Below are 19,747 nucleotides of genomic sequence, written 5' to 3' on the forward strand. Positions count from 1 at the left end.
GGCTACTCGCCCAGGCGGTCGCGGTCCTCCAGCTCCTCCAGGAGGTTGCGGATCTCCGACCGGACGAAGTCGCGGGTGGCCACCTCCGACAGGGCGATCCGCAGCGCCGCCATCTCGCGGGCGAGGTACTCGGTGTCGGCGAGGTTGCGCTCGCTGCGCTGCCGGTCGTGCTCTGCCATGACCCGGTCGCGGTCGTCCTGCCGGTTCTGTGCGAGCAGGATCAGGGGCGCGGCATAGCTGGCCTGCAGGGACAGCATGAGCGTCAGGGCGGTGAAGCCGTTCGCCGCGTTGTCGAACCGCAGGTTCGGCGGGCCCCACGTGTTCCACGCGAGCCACACCATGCAGAACGCGGTGAGGTAGATGAGGAAGCGCGGCGTGCCGAGGAACCGGGCGATGGCCTCCGTGGCCTTCCCGACCGCGTCCTGGTCCCACTGCGGCCGGGGCAGGAACGTGCGCCGCTGCTCCATCGGGGTGTCGAGGCGGTCAGCCACGGGGCACCTCCTCGCCGAGCCGCTCGTCGTGGCTCTCCCGCCAGTCCTCGGGGAGCATGTGGTCGAGGACGTCGTCGACGGAGACGGCGCCGAGCAGGCGCTTCTCGGGGTCCAGGACCGGCAGGGCGAGCAGGTTGTACGCCGCGAGCAGGCGGGTGACGCGGCCGAGCGTGGCGTCGGGCGTGAGCCACTCGGTGTCCGTGTCCAGCACTGAGCCGATGCTCGCGTGCGGCGGCTCCCGCAGCAGGCGCTGGAAGTGCGCCACGCCGAGGAACCGGCCGGTTGGGGTCTCCAGGGGCGGGCGCGCCACGAACACCATGCTCGCGAGCGCCGGGGTCAGGTCCTGGCGGCGGATCTGCGCGAGGGCGGTGGCGATGGTGGTCTCCGGGCCCAGGATCACCGGCTCGGTGGTCATCAGGCCACCGGCCGTGTAGTCCTCGTACTCCAGGAGGCGGCGCACGTCGCGCGCCTCCTCGGGCTCCATCAGCTCCAGCAGCTGGGCCGACTGCTCGTCGGAGAGCTCGTGCAGCAGGTCGGCCGCGTCGTCGGGCTGCATGGCCTCGAGGACGTCCGCGGCGCGGCCCCGGTCCAGGCCCGACAGGATCGCCACCTGGTCGTCGGACGGGAGCTCCTCCAGCACGTCGGCCAGGCGCTCGTCGTCCAGGGCTGTGGCGACCTCGAGCTGGCGGGTTCCGCCGAGCTCGTGCAGCACGTCCGCGAGGTCGGCGGGCCGCATGTCCACGTACGCCTCGAGCAGGCGGGCGGCGCCCTGCACCTCGCTGGGCGAGGCGAGGCCGGTCACGGCGTCCACCGGGACGGTGAGGGTGGGCCCGCGCCTCCGGAGGGAGAGCGTGGTGACCCGGGCCGGCCGACGGCGGACGAACAGCTGGTCCACGAGCCAGTCGCCCGTGCGCTGCTTCTCGATCGACACGTCCTCCACGGTGGCCTCGCCCGAGCCGTCCACGAACGTGACGGTGCGGTCGAGCAGCTCGCCCAGCACCATCCGCTCCATGGCCCGCTGCTCGAACCGGCGGAGGTTCACCAGCCCGGTGCTGATCACCTGGCCGGAGTCGATGGTGGTCACACGGGTGAGGGGGAGGAACACCCGCCGTCGGCCCGGCACCTCCACCACGAGGCCCACCGCGCGCGGCGCGCCCTTGGCACGGAGCAGCACGACGACGTCCCGGACGCGCCCCACCTGGTCCCCGATCGGGTCGAAGACCGGGGTCCCGGCGAGGCGCGCGACGAACACACGAGTCGTAGTGCTCACGCCGGTCAGCCTACGTGCGCTCCGTCCGCGTCACCGCACATGGTCGCCCAACACGCTGGCGGGGGTACGGGCGGGGCGCCGGCCGGGCCTTCGCCCGGCCCGGCTCCTCGCCAGCAGCCCCGATGTGGGGGAAACTGTCGCAATGAGCATGTCCCGCCCGGGCGCTGTCCCGAAGGTCCCCACGCTGCCGCGTGGCGACGAGGTGGCCGCTTTCCCGACCTACCTCGAGGCGCAGCAGGCCGTCGACCACCTGTCCGACAACAAGTTCCCCGTCGAGAACGTCACCATCGTGGGTACCGACCTGCGCATGGTCGAGCGCGTGACCGGCCGGCTCAGCTACGGGCGCGTCGCGCTCGCGGGAGCCCTCTCCGGAGCCTGGTTCGGCTTCTTCGTCGGGTTGCTGCTCACGTTCTTCGCCGGCTCGGGCGCCAACGGGGTGCTGTTCGTCGGCATCGCGCTGGGTGCCGGTTTCGGCCTCCTCTTCTCGGTGCTCTCGTACGCCTTCACGGGCGGCCGGCGCGACTTCACGTCGTCGTCGCAGATCGTGGCCGCGTCGTACGCGATCCTCTGCGCACCCGAGCTCGCCACCGACGCGCGGACGCTGCTGGCGCAGTCGCCCGGGGGCCTGGGCGTCCGGCGTCCGGCGGGCGGTTCTGCCTGGGGCTCGCCGCCCGCAGGTCCGCCGGCCGGCCCCGCCGCTGGAGCGGGCGGCCCCGGTGCTGGACCGGGCGGCCCCGCTGCAGGGCAGTGGGGCGGGGCCGGGCAGCCCGGGGTCCCCGCCTCCGGTCAGGGCGGGGCCCCCGGCGCAGGCCCGGACGCCGGCGCACAGGGCCAGGAGCCGGCCGAGCCGACGCCGCCGCGCACGCCGGACCCGCGCTGGACCACGCCGACGGGCGAGCCCCGGTACGGCGCGATGCGCCCGCCGGAGGACAAGCCGGAAGGCTAGGTCACTCGCGAGAACGTCATCAGGTGGTGCTTCCCTCGTCGAAGCACCACCTGATGACGTTCTCGAGGCGGACACGGCGACCGCCCCCCGTGCCCGAACCGCACCACACCTTTACACCGCGTCCCTCCGGCGGCTGCGGGACTGCCAGACTCCTGCGTCACCATGGACCACATGAGCGCCCCCACCCCGCGTCCGTCCGCTGCGCACGGTCCCCTGTCGGTCGTCTTCGTGCACGGGATGCGCACGTCGTCGGCCATCTGGGAGCGGCAGCTCGCGCACGTGCGGTCCGCGGGCCACGAGGCCGTCGCCGTCGACCTGCCCGCCCACGGCGCCCGGCACGCGCAGCGCTTCAGCATGGACGGTGCCTTCGAGGCGCTGGACGACGCCGTCGCCTCCCTCGCCTCGAGCGCACGCGTCGCCGTCGTGGGCCTCAGCCTCGGGGGCTACACGTCCCTCGCCTGGGCCGCCCGCCGCACGCCGCAGACCGAGCGCCTCGCCGGAGTGGTGGTGGCGGGCTGCACGTCGGACCCCAAGGGCAAGCCCGTCACGCTCTACCGCGAGCTCGCACGCCACGCGGTGGCAGGCCGCCAGGCCGCGGGCCGCGCGGGCCGTGGTGCGCTGCGGTGGGGCACGACGGCGCTCCAGGCCGCCCGGCCGCCGTTCCTCGCACAGGCCCGCCGCGGCCCGGGGGCCGTCGTGACCGTCGGCGGCGGCGCCGACCTCCGGGCTCTCGAGGTGGCACCCGGCCAGTCGGCCGAGGCGTACCGGCCGGGCTGGGACGTGGTCACCGACGCGCTCACGCACCTGGCGGGACGGTCCTCTGTGGCCAACCTCCGCGCGCTGCAGGTCCCGGTGTGGATCGTCAACGGCGCACGCGACACCATGCGCCTCGAGGAGCAGCGCCACCTGGCCGCGGCGCGCGACGCCGCGCTCGTCGTGGTCCAGGGAGCGGGGCACGACGTCAACTCCGACGCCCCCGACGCGTTCAACCGGGTGCTGACCCGGGCGCTCGCGGACTTCACCCGCCGCTGACCCGTTTCGAACCGTTCCCGTTGCCCGGGGCATGTTCGTCGTACCCACCCGAGATGACAGACTGGCACCATGAGCGACCCTCGCACCCACCAGGCCGCCGACGGCATCGTCCCCGCTGATCAGGACCTCGAGAGCCGGGGCTCCACGCGGTCCCAGCGGCCGGAGTCCCAGGCGTTCAAGGACTTCATCACCTCCGGCTGGGCGCCGCGTGCGGACCTCGGCATCACCCCCTTGCGTGAGGTCCCGTTCACCGCAGCCCGCCGGGCGCGGCTCTCCGAGCGTCTGCCGGGAGCCCGGCTCGTGATCCCCGCCGGCCCGCTGAAGACCCGGTCCAACGACACGGACTACCGGTTCCGGCCCCACTCGGCCTTCGCGCACCTCACGGGACTGGGCACGGACCAGGAGCCCGACGCTGTCCTCGTGCTGCACCCGGTCGAGCCCGGCACCGGCGACCCCGGGGCCGACGGCGCCCCCAGCGGTCACCACGCCGTGCTGTACGTGCGCCCGCTCGCCCCGCGCGACACCGAGGAGTTCTACGCCGACTCGCGCTACGGCGAGTTCTGGGTCGGCGCGCGTCCCTCCCTGGAGGACGTCGAGACGCTCACGGGCATCGAGGCCCGGCACGTCGACGAGCTGCGGGACGCCCTCGCCAAGGACCTGGGCGACGGCGGTGTGCGGCTGCTCGTCGTCACCGGCGCCGACGAGGGCATCGAGACCCTGGTCGAGGCGCTGCGTGCCGAGACGGGCGCCGAGACCGCCACCGCGGACGAGGCGACCGAGGAGAGCGGCGCGACCGCGACGACGCCCTCGCCCCACGAGGACCTTGCTTCGCTGCGGAACCTCGTGGGGGCCCCAGGGACGACGTCGGCCCCCCTGACCGACGCGAGCCTCGTGGAGGCCACCTCCGAGCTGCGGCTCGTGAAGGACGAGCTCGAGGTCGAGCGCATGCGCGAGGCCGTGGCCCGCACGATCGAGGGCTTCGAGGCGGTCGTGCGCGCCCTGCCGAAGGCCGTGGCGCACCGGCGCGGCGAGCGCGTGGTCGAGACCACGTTCGACGGGCACGCGCGCCTCGAGGGCAACGCGGTGGGCTACGAGACCATCGCGGCGTCGGGCGACCACGCCACGACGCTGCACTGGATCACCAACGACGGGGCCCTCCGCGAGGGCGAGCTCCTGCTGCTCGACGCGGGTGTCGAGGTCGAGTCCCTGTACACCGCGGACGTCACGCGCACCCTGCCGGTGAACGGGCAGTTCGACGAGGTGCAGCGGCGCATCTACCAGGCGGTCCTCGACGCGGCCGACGCCGCGTTCGCCGTTGCGGTGCCGGGAGCGAAGTTCCGCGACGTCCACGCCGCCGCCATGGAGGTCATCGCCGCACGGCTGGAGGAGTGGGGCCTGCTTCCCGTGCCCGCCGCCGAGTCGCTGACGCCCGAGGGGCAGCAGCACCGCCGGTGGATGGTGCACGGCACGTCGCACCACCTGGGCCTGGACGTGCACGACTGCGCGCAGGCGCGGCGCGAGCTGTACCTCGACGGGGTGCTGGAGCCGGGCATGGTCTTCACGATCGAGCCGGGCCTGTACTTCAAGGCCGACGACCTTGCCGTGCCGGAGGAGTACCGGGGCATCGGCGTGCGGATCGAGGACGACGTGCTCGTGACCGAGGACGGCAACGAGAACCTGTCGGCGGCGCTGCCGCGGCGTCCCGACGAGGTCGAGGCGTGGATGGCGTCGCTGCGCGACTGACCGCGGCTGACCCGCGGCACGGCGGGCGGGGGTGCTGCACCTCACCACCCTCTGCCGGGCCGCGGCGGCTCGCGGCTCTCTAGACTGGGCCGGTGATCGACCTCCACACCCACTCCACGGCGTCGGACGGCACGGACGCGCCGGACCAGGTGGTGGAGGCCGCGGCCGCTGCGGGCCTCTCCACGGTCGCGCTCACCGACCATGACACGACGGCGGGCTGGCCGGCCGCCACGGCGGCCGCGCTCCGGCTCGGGGTCGCGCTCGTGCGCGGTGCCGAGATCTCCGCGCTGTCGAGCGACGCCGCCACCCCGGGCCGGGGCGTCAGCGTGCACCTGCTGTCGTACCTGCACCACCCTGACCACCCGGCCCTGCTCGCCGAGCTCGCCCGCACACGCGCCGACCGCGAGACGCGCGCGCAGCGCATGGTCGAGCTGCTCGCCGAGGACTTCCCCATCACCTGGGAGGACGTGCTCGCGCAGACAGAGCCGGGCACCACGATCGGCCGGCCGCACCTCGCCGACGCGCTGGTGGCGTCCGGTCGCGTGCGCGACCGGGACGAGGCGTTCGCCACCGTGCTCCGGCCGGGCACGCGCTACTACGTAGGCCACTACGCGCCGGCGGCGGCCGGGGCGGTGCGGGCGATCCGCGCCGCGGGCGGAGTGCCCGTCTTCGCGCACCCGGGGGCCGACGCGCGGGGGAGGATCGTTCCCGACAGCACCGTCGAGGAGCTGGCCGACGCCGGCCTGGCGGGCCTCGAGGTGGACCACCGCGACCACACGCCCGAGATGCGCGACCACCTGCGCGACCTCGCGGGGGCCCTCGGCCTGCTGGTGACCGGGTCGAGCGACTACCACGGCACCGGCAAGACCAACCGCATCGGTGAGAACACGACAGCGCCCGAGGTGCTCGACGCCATCGAGGCCCAGGGCGCGCTGGAGGTCGTCCGGTGAGCCAGTACTTCGACGTCGTCCTGTTCACAGAGGTCTTCGTGACCCTGTTCGTCATCATGGACCCGCCCGGCACCGTGCCGGTCTTCCTCGGGCTCACGAGCGCCATGGGTGCCAAGCAGCGCAACCGCGCGGCGCGCCAGGCGATCCTCGTGGCGTTCGGCGTGATCGTCGTGTTCGCCGTGTTCGGGCAGCAGGTGCTGCACTACATGGGGATCACCCTGCCGGCGCTGCAGGCGTCGGGCGGTCTCCTGCTGCTGGTCGTCGCGATGGAGCTGCTGACGGGCAAGATGGAGGAGCCGGAGCCGTCGGGGAACAAGGGCGTGAACGTGGCCCTCGTGCCGCTCGGCACGCCCCTGCTCGCGGGACCGGGCGCGATCGTGGCCACCATGGTGTTCGTCCAGCAGCGCGTGGGCTCCGACGAGACCCTGGTGGGGCACTGGCTCGCCATCGGCGCCGCCATCGTCGCCGTGCACCTCGCCCTGTGGCTGGCCATGCGGTTCGCGAACGTCATCCACCGGGTCCTGCGCGACTCGGGCGTCACCCTCGTCACCCGCATCGCCGGCCTGCTGCTCGCCGCGATCGCCGTGCAGATGATCGCCACCGCCGTGACGGAGTTCGTGCGGGCGGCCTGAGCCTGGGCGCCGCGCCGCGGGGCCCTCAGAGGTCGATCGTCTCCAGCCGGACCGTGACCGGCGCGTCCGCCTCGAGCTTCTCCGCGGTGCGCACGGCCTTCTTCAGGGGCAGCACGTAGGCCTTCTGCTCGTCGCTGGGGAACACGGACGTGGTCCACGTGGTGGACCCGACGGTCGCCCTCACCCGGATCGAGCCGAAGCCGCGGGGTGGCAGAGGCAGGCTCGCCAGGTCGTCGGACAGGTCCTCCGGGACCGTGACGAACCACCAGGCGGAGTCGCTGCGGGCCTGCCATTGCCACAGGGGAGCGGTGAAGTCGAGCTGCACCTCAGCAGAGTACGACGACGCCCGGGCCGCGCCGTGGCGCGACCCGGGCGTCGGTGCGATCAGCCCTCGGCCGGGGCCTGGCCCTCGCCGGCCGGACGGCCGCCGCGCGTGCGTCGGCGGTTCCGGGAACGCTTGCGCGCAGCCTCGCTGCCCGACGCCGGACCCTCGCCCTCCGTACCCGCCTCGCCCGGGCCGGTGCTCGCGGGGGCAGAGCCGCCGCCCGCCGTGGCCGTGCCCGGGGCGCGCTCGCCCGCCTGGGCCGGCCGGCCGCCGTCGGACCGGCCACCCTCCGTGCGGGGGCCGCGACCGCCCGCGGTGCGCTGAGGCGGGCCTGACTTGCTGGTCCGCTTGCCGGTCTCGCCCAGGTCCTCCAGGACCTCGGCGTCGAGGCCCTCGAGGTGCTGCGCCGAGCGCGGCAGGCGGCCCTTGGTCCCCGCCGGGATCTTCAGGTCGGAGAAGAGGTGCGGCGACGTCGAGTACGTCTCGACCGGGGCCGGGAGGCCGAGGTCGAGGGTCTTGTCGATGAGGGACCAGCGGGGCAGGTCGTCCCAGTCGACGAACGTGACGGCCGTGCCCGAGTTGCCCGCGCGGCCGGTGCGGCCGATCCGGTGCAGGTAGGTGCGCTCGTCCTCGGGGCACTGGTAGTTCACGACGTGGGTGACGTCGTCGACGTCGATGCCTCGGGCGGCCACGTCGGTGGCGACGAGCACGTCGATCTTGCCGTTCCGGAAGGCGCGCAGGGCCTGCTCACGGGCACCCTGGCCGAGGTCGCCGTGGATGGCGCCCGCAGCGAAGCCGCGGTCGCGCAGGTCGTCCGAGACCTTCGCGGCCGTGCGCTTGGTGCGCGCGAACACGATGGTGCGCCCGCGGCCCTCGGCCTGGAGCAGGCGGGCCAGCACCTCGACCTTGTCGAGCGCGTGGGCGCGGTAGATGAACTGCGTGGTGTTCTTGACCGTGGCGCCCTGGTCGTCCGGCTCGGCGGCGCGGATGTGCGTGGGCTGCTTCATGTAGCGGCGGGCCATGCTGACGACGGCGCCCGGCATGGTGGCGCTGAAGAGCATCGTGTGCCGCTGGGCGGGCGTCTGCGACAGGATCTTCTCGACGTCCGGGAGGAAGCCCAGGTCGAGCATCTCGTCAGCCTCGTCGAGCACCACCGTGCTGGCCCGGAGCAGGGTCATGTGCCCCTGGTTGAGCAGGTCGATCATGCGGCCGGGAGTACCGACCACGACGTCGACGCCCGAGCGCAGCATCTCGATCTGCGGCTCGTACGCGCGGCCGCCGTAGACCTGCACGATGCGCACGTTGCGCTTCGACGACGCCGTGGCCAGGTCGCTGGCGACCTGGACCGCGAGCTCGCGCGTGGGGACCACGACGACGGCCTGCGGCTTGCCCGGTGCGACGAGCTGGTCGTAGCCGGGCTCACCGGGTGCGACGACCCGGTGCAGCAGGGGGACGCCGAAGCCGAGCGTCTTGCCGGTACCCGTCTTCGCCTGGCCGATGATGTCGTGACCCGACATCGCGACCGGCAGCGTCATCGCCTGGATCGGGAAGGGGTGCGTGATCCCGGCCTCGGCGAGGGCCTCGACGATCTCCGGGCGGACCCCGAAGTCGGCGAAGCTCACGTCGCGGGCCTGGATGGTGGAGGACGTGACGGTGCTCTCCGCCGGGTCCGTGGTGGCCGCGCTCGCGGCCGGTGTGTCTGTGGTAGTCACTGGCGCCTTCATCTCTCGTCGGCGCGGCGGGCCCTTCTCAAGGCCTGGCACTTGCGCCGTGGGTGTGGCAGCCGATCGTGGAATCTCGTCGCGCGCCGGGCTCCTGACGAAGCCCCTGCAGCGCGTCCTGCGGGGCGGCCGGGCGGGCCGGAGCACAGGCTCTGGGGTCTGAACGTGACGACCGGGCAACCGATGTACGGGCTCATGGTACGCACACGATGTTTCCAGACGTTGTCTTGTGCGTCACGACCGCGGCGTGCCGTACGACACGCCGCCCTCCGCGGGAGGACCTGCCCACAGGGGACGAGCCGGGGCCAACTCGGGCGGACCGGCATGGTTCGCCCGGCCGGATCGCGCCGTCGTGCCTATCCTGGCGACGTGAGCCACCCAGCGCAGGACCCAGCCCCCGACGACGTGGCGGAGATCCTGGGGCTCGCCGCCTACACGGACCTCGGGGCGTTCGCACTGGTGGGCGGGCAGGCCTCCGTGGCGCCCGAGGTCGAGGTGCGGCAGCGCCTGGCCGGGCTCGCGGTGGGCGTCCTGCGCAGGCAGCGGGCCGCGCTCGACCTGGCCGCCCGCTACGGCTCCGGCGAGCGGGAGACGCTGAGCCGGTTCCAGGGCCTGCTGGACGACTTCGACGTGCGGACCACCCACCTGAACTGGTGGGAGGCCGTCGTCAAGGCCTACGTGGGGCACGCGGTGGCGGGAGACCTGTGCCGGACGGCGGCCCTTGGCCTGGAAGGGCCGGTCCGCGACGAGGTGGTCGCGGTGCTCGACGGGGCCGAGCTGGACCACGGGCTGGCCGAGCTGCTCGCCGAGGGGACCGCGAACGACCCGGTCCTGGCCTCGCGGCTCGCGCTCTGGGGCCGGCGCGTCGTGGGTGAGGCGCTGGGCGTGGCCCAGCGGATCCTCCGCGAGGACGAGCGCCTGCTCGCGCTCGTCGCCGCGGCCGGGGGAGTGCCCGCCGCGGAAGCGCAGTCCTGGGTGTTCGCCCGGCTCACCGCCGAGCACACCCGCCGGATGGACCGGCTGGGGCTGACGGCCTGACGGTCGTGAGACCGCCCGGCCGCCAGCGGAGCTCTCAGAGCGAGCCGAACCCGACCTTGCGCTGCTCCTCGGTGCCGATCTCGACGTAGCCGATGGTCGAGCTCGGCACGATCACGCGGCGGCCGCGGGAGTCGGTGAGCTCGAGCGCACTGCCGGCGAGCGCCTTCTGGACGGCGGACGCGACGGCGTCCGGGGTCAGGTCGGTCTCGATGACGAGCTCCCGCGGCAGGTTCTGCACACCGATGGTGACTTCCACGTTCTCTCCTTCGCGTGCGGCGTGCGGTACGAGACCGCTCCGGCCGATCGACTGACCTGCGCCGGGGACCCCGGCGTGACGATCCTAGTCACCGGCCTCGCCAGGAGTTGGCGGTTTCGCCGTCAGCCGATCTCTGGGGTGGTGATCCGGCCGAACTGGCCTGAAACGGCGGTTATCGCGACGTTCGGGATGCGGCATGGCACGATGGACGGCGTGGATCATCCGGTGACGACCTCGGACAGTGCGACCCGGCCGTCGGGTGCCGGCGCTGCGGTGCGGGCGACCCGCAGGGCCGTGCGCGCTGCCCGCCACCGGGCCCGGCAGCGGCCGGCCGGGTCCGTCGTCGTCCTGACGCTGTGCCTCGGGGCGGGGATGGCCGGCGGGATCGTCGCCACCGCGTCGAGGGAGCCCGAGGCGTCCCGGGCGGCCGTCGCGGGCATGGTCGACCGGCACCTCAGCGCCGAGGCCGCGGCCGTGGTGCGGGATGTCGTCGCGGCGGCGGAGCGCGGGACGGGTCGGGTGTCGCCGCCGGCCCCCGAGGCGGGCCAGGCTCTCACCAGCGGTGACGGTCAGGCTGCGGCCGGCGTCGTCGAGGGTGCGCCCGACCCGGTGCCGTCGCCGACGTGGTCGCCCTTGTCCGCCCCGGACGCGCCTCGGGCGGCTGTCCCGAAGGTCGCGGCGCCGGCGCCCGAGCCGTCGCCGTCGCCGTCGGCCGCGGCTCCCGTCCCGGAACCCGGGTCGGGGCTGACCGGCACCACCGTCGAGCCGGCGCTCTCCGGAGAGCTCGTCGTGGCGCCCGGAAGCACCGCGCCGCCCGGTCCCGGCGAGGTGTGGACCGTGCGCGTCGAGGTCGAGAAGGGCCTGCCCGTGGACGTCGCGGTGTTCGCCGACGCGGTGCTGGCGACGCTCAACGACCCGCGTGGCTGGTCCGCCGTGGACGGTGTGACGTTCGCCCGGACGGACGGTGCCGACCCCGACGCGCGGGTGGTGCTCACCAGCCCTGCCACCACCGACGCCCTGTGCGCGCCCCTCGACACGGGCGGCCACCTCTCGTGCGGCATGGGCAACGCGGCGGTCCTGAACTTCGGGCGCTGGGTGAACGGGGCCGAGGCGTTCGGCACCGACGTGGTGACGTACCGGCAGTACCTGGTGAACCACGAGGTGGGCCACGTGCTGGGCCACCACCACGACCAGTGCCCCTCCCCGGGCGCCCTGGCGCCGGTCATGGTGCAGCAGACGCTGTCCACCGGAGGCTGCCTGCCGAACGGCTGGCCGCGGCCGTAGCGGGCGCTCGCGCGGTATCGTCGGCAGGCCTCGGCGCGTCGCTGAGGGACTATTCGGGCCTTCCGGACGCGACGGCGCGCGGCGTCGGGAGTGTGGGTGGCTCGTGATCGAATCATCCGCGTGACGACGACCTCCAGCCTCCGACTGGTACCGCCCGGGACCCGCCCGGACGGCGCCGGTCTCGTCGCGCTCGACGAGACCCAGGCGGCAGCCGTGGAGGCAGCGCTCACGCACCGGGCGACCCTGGTCGCGGGTGCGCCCGGTACGGGGCGCACCACGGTCGCCACGGCTGTGGCGGTGCGGGCGCTCGACGAGGGGACCCGCCCCGAACGGGTGCTGGTGCTGGCCGCGTCGCGCCGGGCGGCGGCCCGGCTGCGCGACCAGGTGGCGTCGGCCGCCGGGCGCACCGTCAGCGCGCCGATGGTCCGGACCGCCGCCTCCGCGGCGTTCGCGGTGCTGCACTCCCGTGCCGCCGCGCTCGGCGACGCGCCACCCACGCTCGTCTCCGGGCCGGAGCAGGACCTCGTCCTCGCGGAGCTGCTGGCGGGCCACTTGGCGGGGGAGGGCGCGCCGCTGGCACTGCCGCCCGGTCTCCCGGAGGAGTCGCTGGGCCTTCGCGGGCTCCGGCAGGAGCTGCGTGACCTGCTCATGCGTGCCGCGGAGCGTGGCCTGGGTCCCGTGGAGCTCGACGAGCTGGGCCGGCGGCACGACCGACCCGAGTGGGTGATGGCCGCGCAGCTCTACGAGGAGTACCTGGACGTCACGGCGCTGCGGCTCGGCACCCCCGACTCCGGTGCGCGCTACGACCCCGCGGTGGTGGTGGACGAGGCGGCCCACGCGCTGCAGTCCTGGGAGGACGAGGTGCCGGGCATCCCGCGGCCCACCTGGGACCTCGTCGTGGTGGACGACTACCAGGAGGCCACGGCGGCCACCGCACGACTGCTCCACGTGCTCCACGCCGACGGTGCCCGCCTGGTGCTCATCGGCGACCCGGACAGTGCCGTACAGGGCTTCCGTGGCGCTGCTCCCGGGCTCGTGGGCCGTGCGTCCGCTCCCGCGCGCCCCGGCGCGTTCGGCGCGTTCGACGCGCACCCGGTGGTGCTCGGCACGGCCTGGCGCCAGGGGCCGGAGCTGCGGGAGGTCACGCGCGCGGTGACCGCCCGCATCCCGGTCCTCGCGAGCGTCCTGCACCGCAGGGCTCAGGCGCGCCCCGCCGCGGACGAGGCGGACGCGGACGAGGCGGCGCCGGACCAGGCGGACGCGGACCAGGCGGCGCCCCACGGCGCTGACGGCGCTGCGCGGGCCGGCGCTGCGCCGGACGGCCCGGCCGGCGCCGACGTTCCTCCCGTCCAGGTCGCGGTCCTGGCCGGTGCGGCGCAGGAGGCTGCCTGGATCGCGCGCGAGCTGCGCGCCGAGCACCTGCTGCGCGGCACGCCGTGGGAGCAGATGGCGGTGATCGCGCGCAGCGGCACCCGGCTGGCCGCCCTCCGCCGGGAGCTCGCGTCGGCATCGGTGCCGGTGGCACTCCTGGGCTCCGACCTCCCGCTGCGTGACGAGCCCGCGGTCGCGCCCCTGCTGGCGGCCGTGCGCGTGTGCGCCGGAGCTCCGCGAGGCAGCCTGGACGCGTTGCTGGCCGGTGAGCTCGGCGAGGACGAGCAGCCCTTCGACCCCGACACGGCGGCGCTGCTGCTCACCTCGCCGGTCGGCGGGCTCGACGCCGTGGCGCTCCGTCGGCTGCGCCGAGCCCTGCGCGCGGAGGAGCTGTCCGGCGGCGGTGGTCGCACGTCGGACGCGCTGATCGTGGAGGTGCTGGGCGACCCCGCGCGGGCCGCGACCCTGCCGTCGCCCGTGCACAAGGGCCCGGTCGCCGTGGCCCGCGTGCTTGCCGCCGGCCGGGAGGCGGCCGCCCAGCCGGGCGCCACGGCCCAGACCGTCCTCTGGGCCGTCTGGGCGGCGTCCGGCCTGGCCGAACGCTGGCGGGCGGCGGCGCTCGCGGGTGGGCCCGCCGGGCTCCGCGCCGACCGCGACCTGGACTCGGTGCTCGCACTGTTCCGCGCGGCGGAGACCTTCGTGGACCGCATGCCGGGTGCGCCGGTGGCGGCGTTCGTGGACTACCTGGACTCCCAGGACCTGCCCGCAGACTCCCTCGCCGCGTCGGCCGCCGGCTCGGGCGCCGTCGCCGCGCTCACGCCGCCCGGCGCGGCGGGGCGGGAGTGGGACGTGGTGGTCGTGGCGGGGGTCCAGGACGGCGTGTGGCCCGACCTGCGCCTCCGGGACTCGCTGCTGGGGTCCCAGGCGCTCGTGGAGCTGCTGGCCGGCCGCACGGCTCAGGCCCACGGCGTCGGTGCCGAGGCCCGGCGCCAGGTGCTCGCGGACGAGCTCCGTGCGTTCGCGGTCGCCACGTCCCGCGCACGCCGCCGCCTCCTCGTCACGGCCGTCGAGGACACGGAGGAGGCGCCGAGCGTCTTCTGCGACCTGGTGTCCCCCCGGGACGACGACGGTGAGGGTCCGGACCCGCGCCGCGTCCCGGTGGGGCCGCCGCTCGACCTTCGTGGCGTCGTCGCGGCCGCGCGCGCCGAGCTGGTGTCCGGCGTGGTCCGGTACGGGCGTTCGGCGGCTGCGGCCCCTGCTCCCGGCTCTGCCCCGGACGAGGTCCGGGGTGACGACATCGCCACCGGAACCGTCCCCGAGTCGGGCGAGGCGGCCGCGGTGCTGCTCGCCGACCTCGCTGCCGCGGGCGTCGTCGAGGCTGACCCGAGCAGCTGGTACGGAGTCGCCGGCGTCTCGAGCGGCGCTCCGCTGTGGGGGCCGGACGACCTTGTGACGGTGTCCCCGTCGAAGGTCGACACGGTGACCACCTGCGCGCTGCGCTGGGCCTTCGAGGCTGCGGGCGGCACCGCGCCGGACGCGACGCACCAGACGCTCGGCACCCTCGTGCACTCGATCGCCCAGAGCCTGCCGAAGGGTTCGCTCTCGGAGCTGAGACGGGAGCTCGACCGGCGGTGGCCCGAGCTGGCCCTGCCCGAGGGCTGGCCTGCGCGCCAGCTGCGCCGCCGGGCGGACCGCATGATCGAGCGGCTCGCCGACTACCTCGCGTCGTCGGGAGAGCCGCTGCTGGTCGAGGCAGACTTCGACCTGACCGTGGGCCGGGCCAGGCTGCGGGGTCAGCTCGACCGCGTCGAGGACGCGGGCGACGACACCGTCCGGGTGGTCGACCTGAAGACCGGCCGCACCGCCCCGAGCGAGAAGAAGACGGCCGACAACCCGCAGCTGGGGGCCTACCAGCTGGCGGTCGAGGAGGGCGCGCTCGACCTGCCCGACGGCGCCGCGAGCCGGGGGGCCAGCCTCGTCTTCGTCGGTACCGACACCAAGGGGCCGACGGTCCGCGACCAGCCGGCGCTCGCTCCCGACCCGGACGGTGCCAGCTGGGCACGCGACGTGGTCGAAGGCGCTGCCGACACGATGGCCGCCGCCCGGTTCGAGGCGCGGCCCAACGACCTGTGCAGCATGTGCGCGGTGCGCCGGTCGTGCCCGCTGCAACCCGAGGGACGGAAGGTGGTGGAGTGATGCCGCAGGACGGTGCTTTCGAGCTGGACCTGCCCGGTCTGGACGGGGCCGGCCGCCCCGGCGAGGAGGCGGCCGACCTCGCCGAGCGCGAGCAGCTGCTGCGCACGCAGCGCCGTGCGCTGGGCGAGGAGCCAGGCCCGGGCGCGTCGTCGGCGCCCGCGGACGTCGCGCCAGGGCAGCCCCGCCGGCTCTCGGCCCGCGAGATCGCCCGTCTGCTCGGCCGGCCCGAACCCACGGACGAGCAGGCCGAGGTCATCGAGGCCCCGCTCGAGCCGTCGCTCGTGGTCGCCGGTGCCGGGTCCGGCAAGACGGAGACCATGGCAGCCCGCGTCGTGTGGCTCATCGCCAACAAGCTGGTGGCGCCGGAGCAGGTGCTGGGGCTCACCTTCACGCGCAAGGCGGCCGGCGAGCTCGGCGTCCGGGTGCAGACCCGGCTCGCCCAGCTCAACCGCGCCCTCGGCGAGACGGCGGGCGAGGCGCTCGCGGGCCTGGACCTGGACCGGCCCACGATCGCCACCTACAACGCCTACGCCGCGTCGCTGGTGGCCGACCATGGTCTCCGGCTCGGCGTGGAGCCCGGTGCCCGGCTGCTCGGCGAGGCGGAGCAGTGGCAGCTCGCCTCGCAGGTGGTCGAGTCGTGGTCCGACGACCTGGGCACGGACAAGGCCGTGAGCACCGTCGTCGGTGCCGTCGTAGCGCTCTCCGGCGCGCTCGGCGAGCACCTGGTGGACCCGGCCGACGCGCGGGACCGGCTCTCCGAGCTGGCCGAGCACCTGGAGTCGCTGCCGCTGGGCAAGCGCCAGAAGGCGCGCACCAAGGACGTGACGACGCTGATCGGGACGATCGCGGAGCGGGCCCGGCTCGTGGACCTCGTGGTCGAGTACCGGCGCCGCAAGCGGGTCGCCGAGGCGCTCGACTTCGGCGACCAGGTCTCCTTCGCCGCGGAGCTGGCCCGCACCGTCCCGGCGGTCGGCGCCGCCGAGCGGGCGCGGTTCGCCGTGGTGCTCCTCGACGAGTACCAGGACACGTCGTACGCGCAGGTCGAGCTCCTTGCCGGGCTCTACGGCGGAGGCCACCCCGTCACCGCCGTCGGCGACCCGCACCAGTCCATCTACGGCTGGCGGGGTGCCAGCGCGGCGGGCCTCGGCCGTTTCCCGGAGCGGTTCCGGCGCGACGACGGCATCCCCGCCGCCGTGCACTACCTCTCCACGTCGTGGCGGAACGACGCCGCGGTGCTCGCGGCCGCCAACGTGGTGTCCGCACCGCTGCGCGGCGACGCCGCGGGCGTCCACGTCCCGGCGCTCGACCTGCGCCCGGACGCGGGGACCGGCGTCGTCACCGCGCACGTCGCGGCCACGCTGGAGGAGGAGGCCGAGGCGGTCGCCGAGTGGGTGGCGGAGCGCTGGCGGCCAGGGTCCGACCCTCGGGGGCGGGTCACCGCGGCCGTGCTCTGCCGGGCGCGTTCGCAGTTCGCCACGATGGAGGTGGCGCTGCGCCGCAAGAACCTGCCCGTCGAGGTGGTGGGCCTGGGCGGCCTGCTGTCCACCCCCGAGGTGGTCGATGTCGTGGCGCTGCTCGAGGCGGCCCACGACCCGTCCCGCGGTGACTCGCTGCTGCGCCTGCTCACCGGTCCGCGCGTCAACCTCGGCGCCGCCGACCTCCACGCCCTGGGTTCGTGGGCCGCCGACCTCGCCCGCCGCGAGGACCTCGGCCGCGGGCGCCGGGGCGCCGTACCGGAGCAGGCGCCCGAGCCCGCCACGGACGACGCCGGAGCCCCCGGCGACCCGGTCGTGGTCGAGGGTGACGTGGTGGACCACCGGTCCATCGTCGACGCCCTCGACGAGCTGCCGCAGCCGGGGCGCCCCGCCCGGGACGGGCGCGCCCTCACCGCCGACGGTCACCGCCGGCTGACGGCGCTCGCCGGGGTGCTGCGCGACCTGCGCGGACTCACGTACCTGTCGCTCCCCGAGCTCGTGGTCCAGGCGGAGCGCGCGCTCGGCCTGGATGTCGAGGCGGCGACCGCGCTGGCACTCATGGGCGCGGGCGTGGGCGGCGCCGTGAGCGAGCGCGGGCGGGAGCACCTCGACGCGTTCCGCGACGTGGCCGCCTCGTTCGCGCAGTCGGCCGACGTGGCGACGCTCGGGGCGTTCCTCGGCTGGCTCGGCGTCGCGGGCGCGCGCGAGCGCGGCCTGGACATGCCGGTGCGCGAGCCGGACCCGGACGCGGTGCAGATCATCACCGCCCACGCGTCCAAGGGCCTGGAGTGGGACGTCGTGGCGGTACCCGGCCTGGTCGACGGCCAGTTCCCCACGTGGGACCGCGGTGCCCGGTCGGGCGACAGCTCGAGCGGGTGGCTGAGCGATCTCGGCGAGCTGCCCTACCACCTGCGTGGAGACGCCGACGACCTGCCGGCCTTTCGCTACGACCTGGCGTCCGACACCAAGGACCTGGTCGCGCGGCGCGACGAGTTCAAGGCCGCGTGCGGCGAGCACCGGCTGGGGGAGGAGCGCCGTCTGGCCTACGTGGCGTTCACCCGCGCCCGCCGCGAGCTGCGGCTCACCGGTTCGTGGTGGGGCACCTCGACCCGCCCCCGTTCACCGTCGCCGTTCCTGCTGGAGCTCGTGAGCGCCGGTCTGGTGGCCGCCGACTCCTGGGCCGCGCTGCCCGAGCCGGACGCCGAGAACCCTCGTGACGCCGAGGAGGTCACGGCGATCTGGCCGGCGGAGGCGGCCACCACCGACGACGGGGCGGTCGCGGACCGGCCGGCGACCTCGGCCGCACGCGACGTCCTCCGCGCCACGGCGCACCTCGTGGCGGCGGCCGCCGCGGTCCGGGCCGACGTGCTCGCGGACGAGCCGGACGGCACGCCGTCGGCTCTCCTGACGGCTCCCGAGGGCGTGCTGCGGGACACGGCCGGCCACGACCTGGTGGACCTCGCCCGGATGCTGCTGAACGAGCGCGAGGAGCGGCACGACCGCGAGGTCCTGTTCCCCGCGCACGTGTCGGCGTCCGGCCTGGTCCGCCTGGCTGCCGACCGCGACGCCTTCGCGCTGCAGCTGCGCCGGCCCGTCCCGTCGCAGCCCACCGTGCACGCGCGCCGCGGCACGCAGTTCCACACCTGGGTGGAGCAGCACTTCCAGCAGGCGTCGCTCCTGGACGTCGACGACCTGCCGAGCGCCGAGGACGACGACCTGGTGCCCGACACCGACCTCGAGAAGCTCAAGGAGACGTTCGAGGGGTCGCCGTGGGCGTCGCGCACCCCGATCGCCGTCGAGGCCGACGTGGAGACGCCGGTCGCGGGCGTCATGCTGCGCAGCCGGATGGACGCGGTGTTCGCCGACCCGGAGCGCGGGCCCGACGCCGTCGTGGTGGTGGACTGGAAGACCGGCCGCGAGCCGCTCGACCCTGCCGCCCGTGCCGCCCGCGAGGTGCAGCTCGCGGTGTACCGGCTCGCCTGGGCACGGTGGAAGGACATCCCCGTGGAGCGGGTGAGCGCGGCGTTCTACTACGTCGGGTCCGACACCACGGTCCGGCCCGAGCGGCTGCTCACGGAGGAGGAGCTGGAGGCCCTCATCCTCGGCCGGTGATCAGTCCTCGATCTCGGCGCCGTACCACTCCTCGATCAGCGACCGCGCGATCGACGCCCGCCCGGGAAGTCCCAGATCGCCTGCCGCGACCGCCGCGCCGAGCTCGTCACGGGTGAACCAGCGGGCGTCGGCCAGCTCGTCCGGGTCGCACCGGAGGTCGGTGGTCACCGCCCTGCCGCGGTAGCCGAGCATGAGCGAGGCGGGGAAGGGCCACGACTGGCTGCCTGCGTACTCGACGTCGGTCACCACGACCGCGGTCTCCTCGTGCACCTCGCGGCGCACCGCGTGCTCCGCGCTCTCGCCCGGTTCCACGAAGCCCGCGAGGACGGAGTACCGGCCAGGCCCCCAGCTCGGCCCCCGGCCCAGCAGGAGCCGGTCGTCCGCGTCGACGACCGCCATGATGACCGCCGGGTCCGTCCGCGGGTAGACCTCGGTCCCCTCGGCGGTGCAGCGGCGCACCCAGCCTGCCTGCTCCGCCACCGTGGGCCGGCCGCAGCGCGGGCAGTGCCGGGCGACCTCGTGCCACGCGGCCAGCGCGACGGCCTCGATCGCGAGGCCCAGCTCCAGGTCGGTGGCGTGCTCGGCGACCTCCCGCAGCCCGAGCCAGCCGAAGCCCTCGGCCTCGCTCGGGGCGTCGTCAGGCGCCCCGTCCGGCAGCAGGCGGGCGAGGTAGGCGGTCCCGTCGGCCTCGCCGAGGAAGAGGTGGTCGACGGCGGGCAGGTGGTCCACCTGGGCCGGCAGGAAGAGCCCGAGCCGCTGCCCGACGGCACCCGCGCGGCCTCCGCGCAGCAGCAGGACCCGGGTGGCAGGGCGGGTCAGGAGGGCCTCGACGAGGCCGGGCTCCCTGCGCCGGTGCGCGGCGCGGTCGTGGGCGGTGCGGGCGAAAGGAAGGTCGAGCACGGCAC

15 protein-coding genes are annotated in these 19,747 nt (G+C 75.2%); 9 read left to right on the plus strand and 6 right to left on the minus strand.

Translation table 11 applies throughout. The annotated features are described in order from the left end of the window. Nucleotides 1-2: 2 nt before the first annotated feature. Together AC060K_RS02315 and AC060K_RS02320 are read right to left on the minus strand one after the other, a co-directional pair. Nucleotides 3-491: a DUF1003 domain-containing protein gene (locus AC060K_RS02315; RefSeq protein ID WP_483763835.1), complete on the minus strand. Its 489-nt coding sequence runs from the start codon at nucleotides 489-491 to the stop codon at nucleotides 3-5. Continuing rightward, on the minus strand, nucleotides 484-1,761 hold the full coding sequence (locus AC060K_RS02320) for a magnesium transporter MgtE N-terminal domain-containing protein (RefSeq protein ID WP_483763836.1): 1,278 nt from the start codon (nucleotides 1,759-1,761) through the stop codon (nucleotides 484-486). Before AC060K_RS02320 ends, AC060K_RS02315 begins: the two co-directional genes overlap by 8 nt. A 142-nt stretch (nucleotides 1,762-1,903) precedes the next feature. Between AC060K_RS02320 and AC060K_RS02325 the strand changes: the two genes are divergently transcribed. The 5 genes from AC060K_RS02325 (at nucleotide 1,904) to AC060K_RS02345 (ending at nucleotide 7,064) form a co-directional block, all read left to right on the plus strand. Further along, a complete protein-coding gene (locus AC060K_RS02325) occupies nucleotides 1,904-2,707 on the plus strand; it encodes a YflT domain-containing protein (RefSeq protein WP_483763837.1) in 804 nt (267 codons plus the stop codon). A gap of 171 nt (nucleotides 2,708-2,878) precedes the next feature. Then, nucleotides 2,879-3,739: an alpha/beta fold hydrolase gene (locus AC060K_RS02330; RefSeq protein ID WP_483763838.1), complete on the plus strand. Its 861-nt coding sequence runs from the start codon at nucleotides 2,879-2,881 to the stop codon at nucleotides 3,737-3,739. A 69-nt stretch (nucleotides 3,740-3,808) separates the two neighbouring features. Then, nucleotides 3,809-5,482: an aminopeptidase P family protein gene (locus AC060K_RS02335; RefSeq protein WP_483763839.1), complete on the plus strand. Its 1,674-nt coding sequence runs from the start codon at nucleotides 3,809-3,811 to the stop codon at nucleotides 5,480-5,482. Between the two features lie 92 nt (nucleotides 5,483-5,574). Next, nucleotides 5,575-6,432, plus strand: coding sequence for a PHP domain-containing protein (locus tag AC060K_RS02340; RefSeq protein WP_483763840.1), 858 nt, complete (start codon nucleotides 5,575-5,577; stop codon nucleotides 6,430-6,432). Further along, entirely contained in the window at nucleotides 6,429-7,064 is a 636-nt protein-coding gene (locus AC060K_RS02345; protein WP_483763841.1) for a MarC family protein, read from the plus strand. Before AC060K_RS02340 ends, AC060K_RS02345 begins: the two co-directional genes overlap by 4 nt. A gap of 25 nt (nucleotides 7,065-7,089) precedes the next feature. Here the strand turns inward: AC060K_RS02345 and AC060K_RS02350 are convergent, their stop codons facing one another. Beyond that, nucleotides 7,090-7,389 carry a DUF1905 domain-containing protein gene (locus AC060K_RS02350; RefSeq protein WP_483763842.1) on the minus strand — a complete coding sequence of 100 codons (300 nt, stop codon included), beginning with the start codon at nucleotides 7,387-7,389 and terminating at the stop codon, nucleotides 7,090-7,092. A gap of 59 nt (nucleotides 7,390-7,448) precedes the next feature. Beyond that, complete coding sequence (locus tag AC060K_RS02355; protein WP_483763843.1) at nucleotides 7,449-9,113, minus strand: DEAD/DEAH box helicase; 1,665 nt, start codon at nucleotides 9,111-9,113, stop codon at nucleotides 7,449-7,451. A 366-nt stretch (nucleotides 9,114-9,479) separates the two neighbouring features. Here AC060K_RS02355 and AC060K_RS02360 point away from each other — a divergent pair, with 366 nt between their 5' ends. Beyond that, on the plus strand, nucleotides 9,480-10,148 hold the full coding sequence (locus AC060K_RS02360) for a ferritin-like fold-containing protein (protein WP_483763844.1): 669 nt from the start codon (nucleotides 9,480-9,482) through the stop codon (nucleotides 10,146-10,148). 34 nt (nucleotides 10,149-10,182) lie between these two features. On the opposite strand, the gene AC060K_RS02365 is transcribed toward AC060K_RS02360, so the two are convergent. Further along, on the minus strand, nucleotides 10,183-10,404 hold the full coding sequence (locus tag AC060K_RS02365) for a DUF3107 domain-containing protein (protein WP_125776899.1): 222 nt from the start codon (nucleotides 10,402-10,404) through the stop codon (nucleotides 10,183-10,185). Between the two features lie 225 nt (nucleotides 10,405-10,629). Here AC060K_RS02365 and AC060K_RS02370 point away from each other — a divergent pair, with 225 nt between their 5' ends. The 3 genes from AC060K_RS02370 (at nucleotide 10,630) to AC060K_RS02380 (ending at nucleotide 18,842) form a co-directional block, all read left to right on the plus strand. Then, nucleotides 10,630-11,688 (plus strand): DUF3152 domain-containing protein, encoded by a 1,059-nt coding sequence (locus tag AC060K_RS02370; protein WP_483763845.1) that lies wholly within the window; start codon nucleotides 10,630-10,632, stop codon nucleotides 11,686-11,688. A gap of 120 nt (nucleotides 11,689-11,808) precedes the next feature. Then, nucleotides 11,809-15,255: a PD-(D/E)XK nuclease family protein gene (locus tag AC060K_RS02375; protein ID WP_483763846.1), complete on the plus strand. Its 3,447-nt coding sequence runs from the start codon at nucleotides 11,809-11,811 to the stop codon at nucleotides 15,253-15,255. After that, nucleotides 15,255-18,842 (plus strand): ATP-dependent helicase, encoded by a 3,588-nt coding sequence (locus AC060K_RS02380; protein ID WP_483763847.1) that lies wholly within the window; start codon nucleotides 15,255-15,257, stop codon nucleotides 18,840-18,842. Before AC060K_RS02375 ends, AC060K_RS02380 begins: the two co-directional genes overlap by 1 nt. On the opposite strand, the gene nudC is transcribed toward AC060K_RS02380, so the two are convergent. Beyond that, entirely contained in the window at nucleotides 18,843-19,742 is a 900-nt protein-coding gene (gene nudC, locus AC060K_RS02385) for an NAD(+) diphosphatase (RefSeq protein WP_483763848.1), read from the minus strand. Between the last annotated feature and the right edge of the window lie 5 nt (nucleotides 19,743-19,747).

The organism is Antribacter sp. NEAU-D49, assembly GCF_057158775.1.

What these genes read in the sequence shown, in the direction of transcription:
- AC060K_RS02325 (WP_483763837.1), top strand. Translation starts at nt 1,904, where the DNA reads ATGAGCATGTCCCGCCCGGGCGCTGTCCCGAAGGTCCCCACGCTGCCG.
- AC060K_RS02330 (WP_483763838.1), top strand. Translation starts at nt 2,879, where the DNA reads ATGAGCGCCCCCACCCCGCGTCCGTCCGCTGCGCACGGTCCCCTGTCG.
- AC060K_RS02335 (WP_483763839.1), top strand. Translation starts at nt 3,809, where the DNA reads ATGAGCGACCCTCGCACCCACCAGGCCGCCGACGGCATCGTCCCCGCT.
- AC060K_RS02355 (WP_483763843.1), bottom strand. Translation starts at nt 9,113, where the DNA reads ATGAAGGCGCCAGTGACTACCACAGACACACCGGCCGCGAGCGCGGCC.
- AC060K_RS02380 (WP_483763847.1), top strand. Translation starts at nt 15,255, where the DNA reads ATGCCGCAGGACGGTGCTTTCGAGCTGGACCTGCCCGGTCTGGACGGG.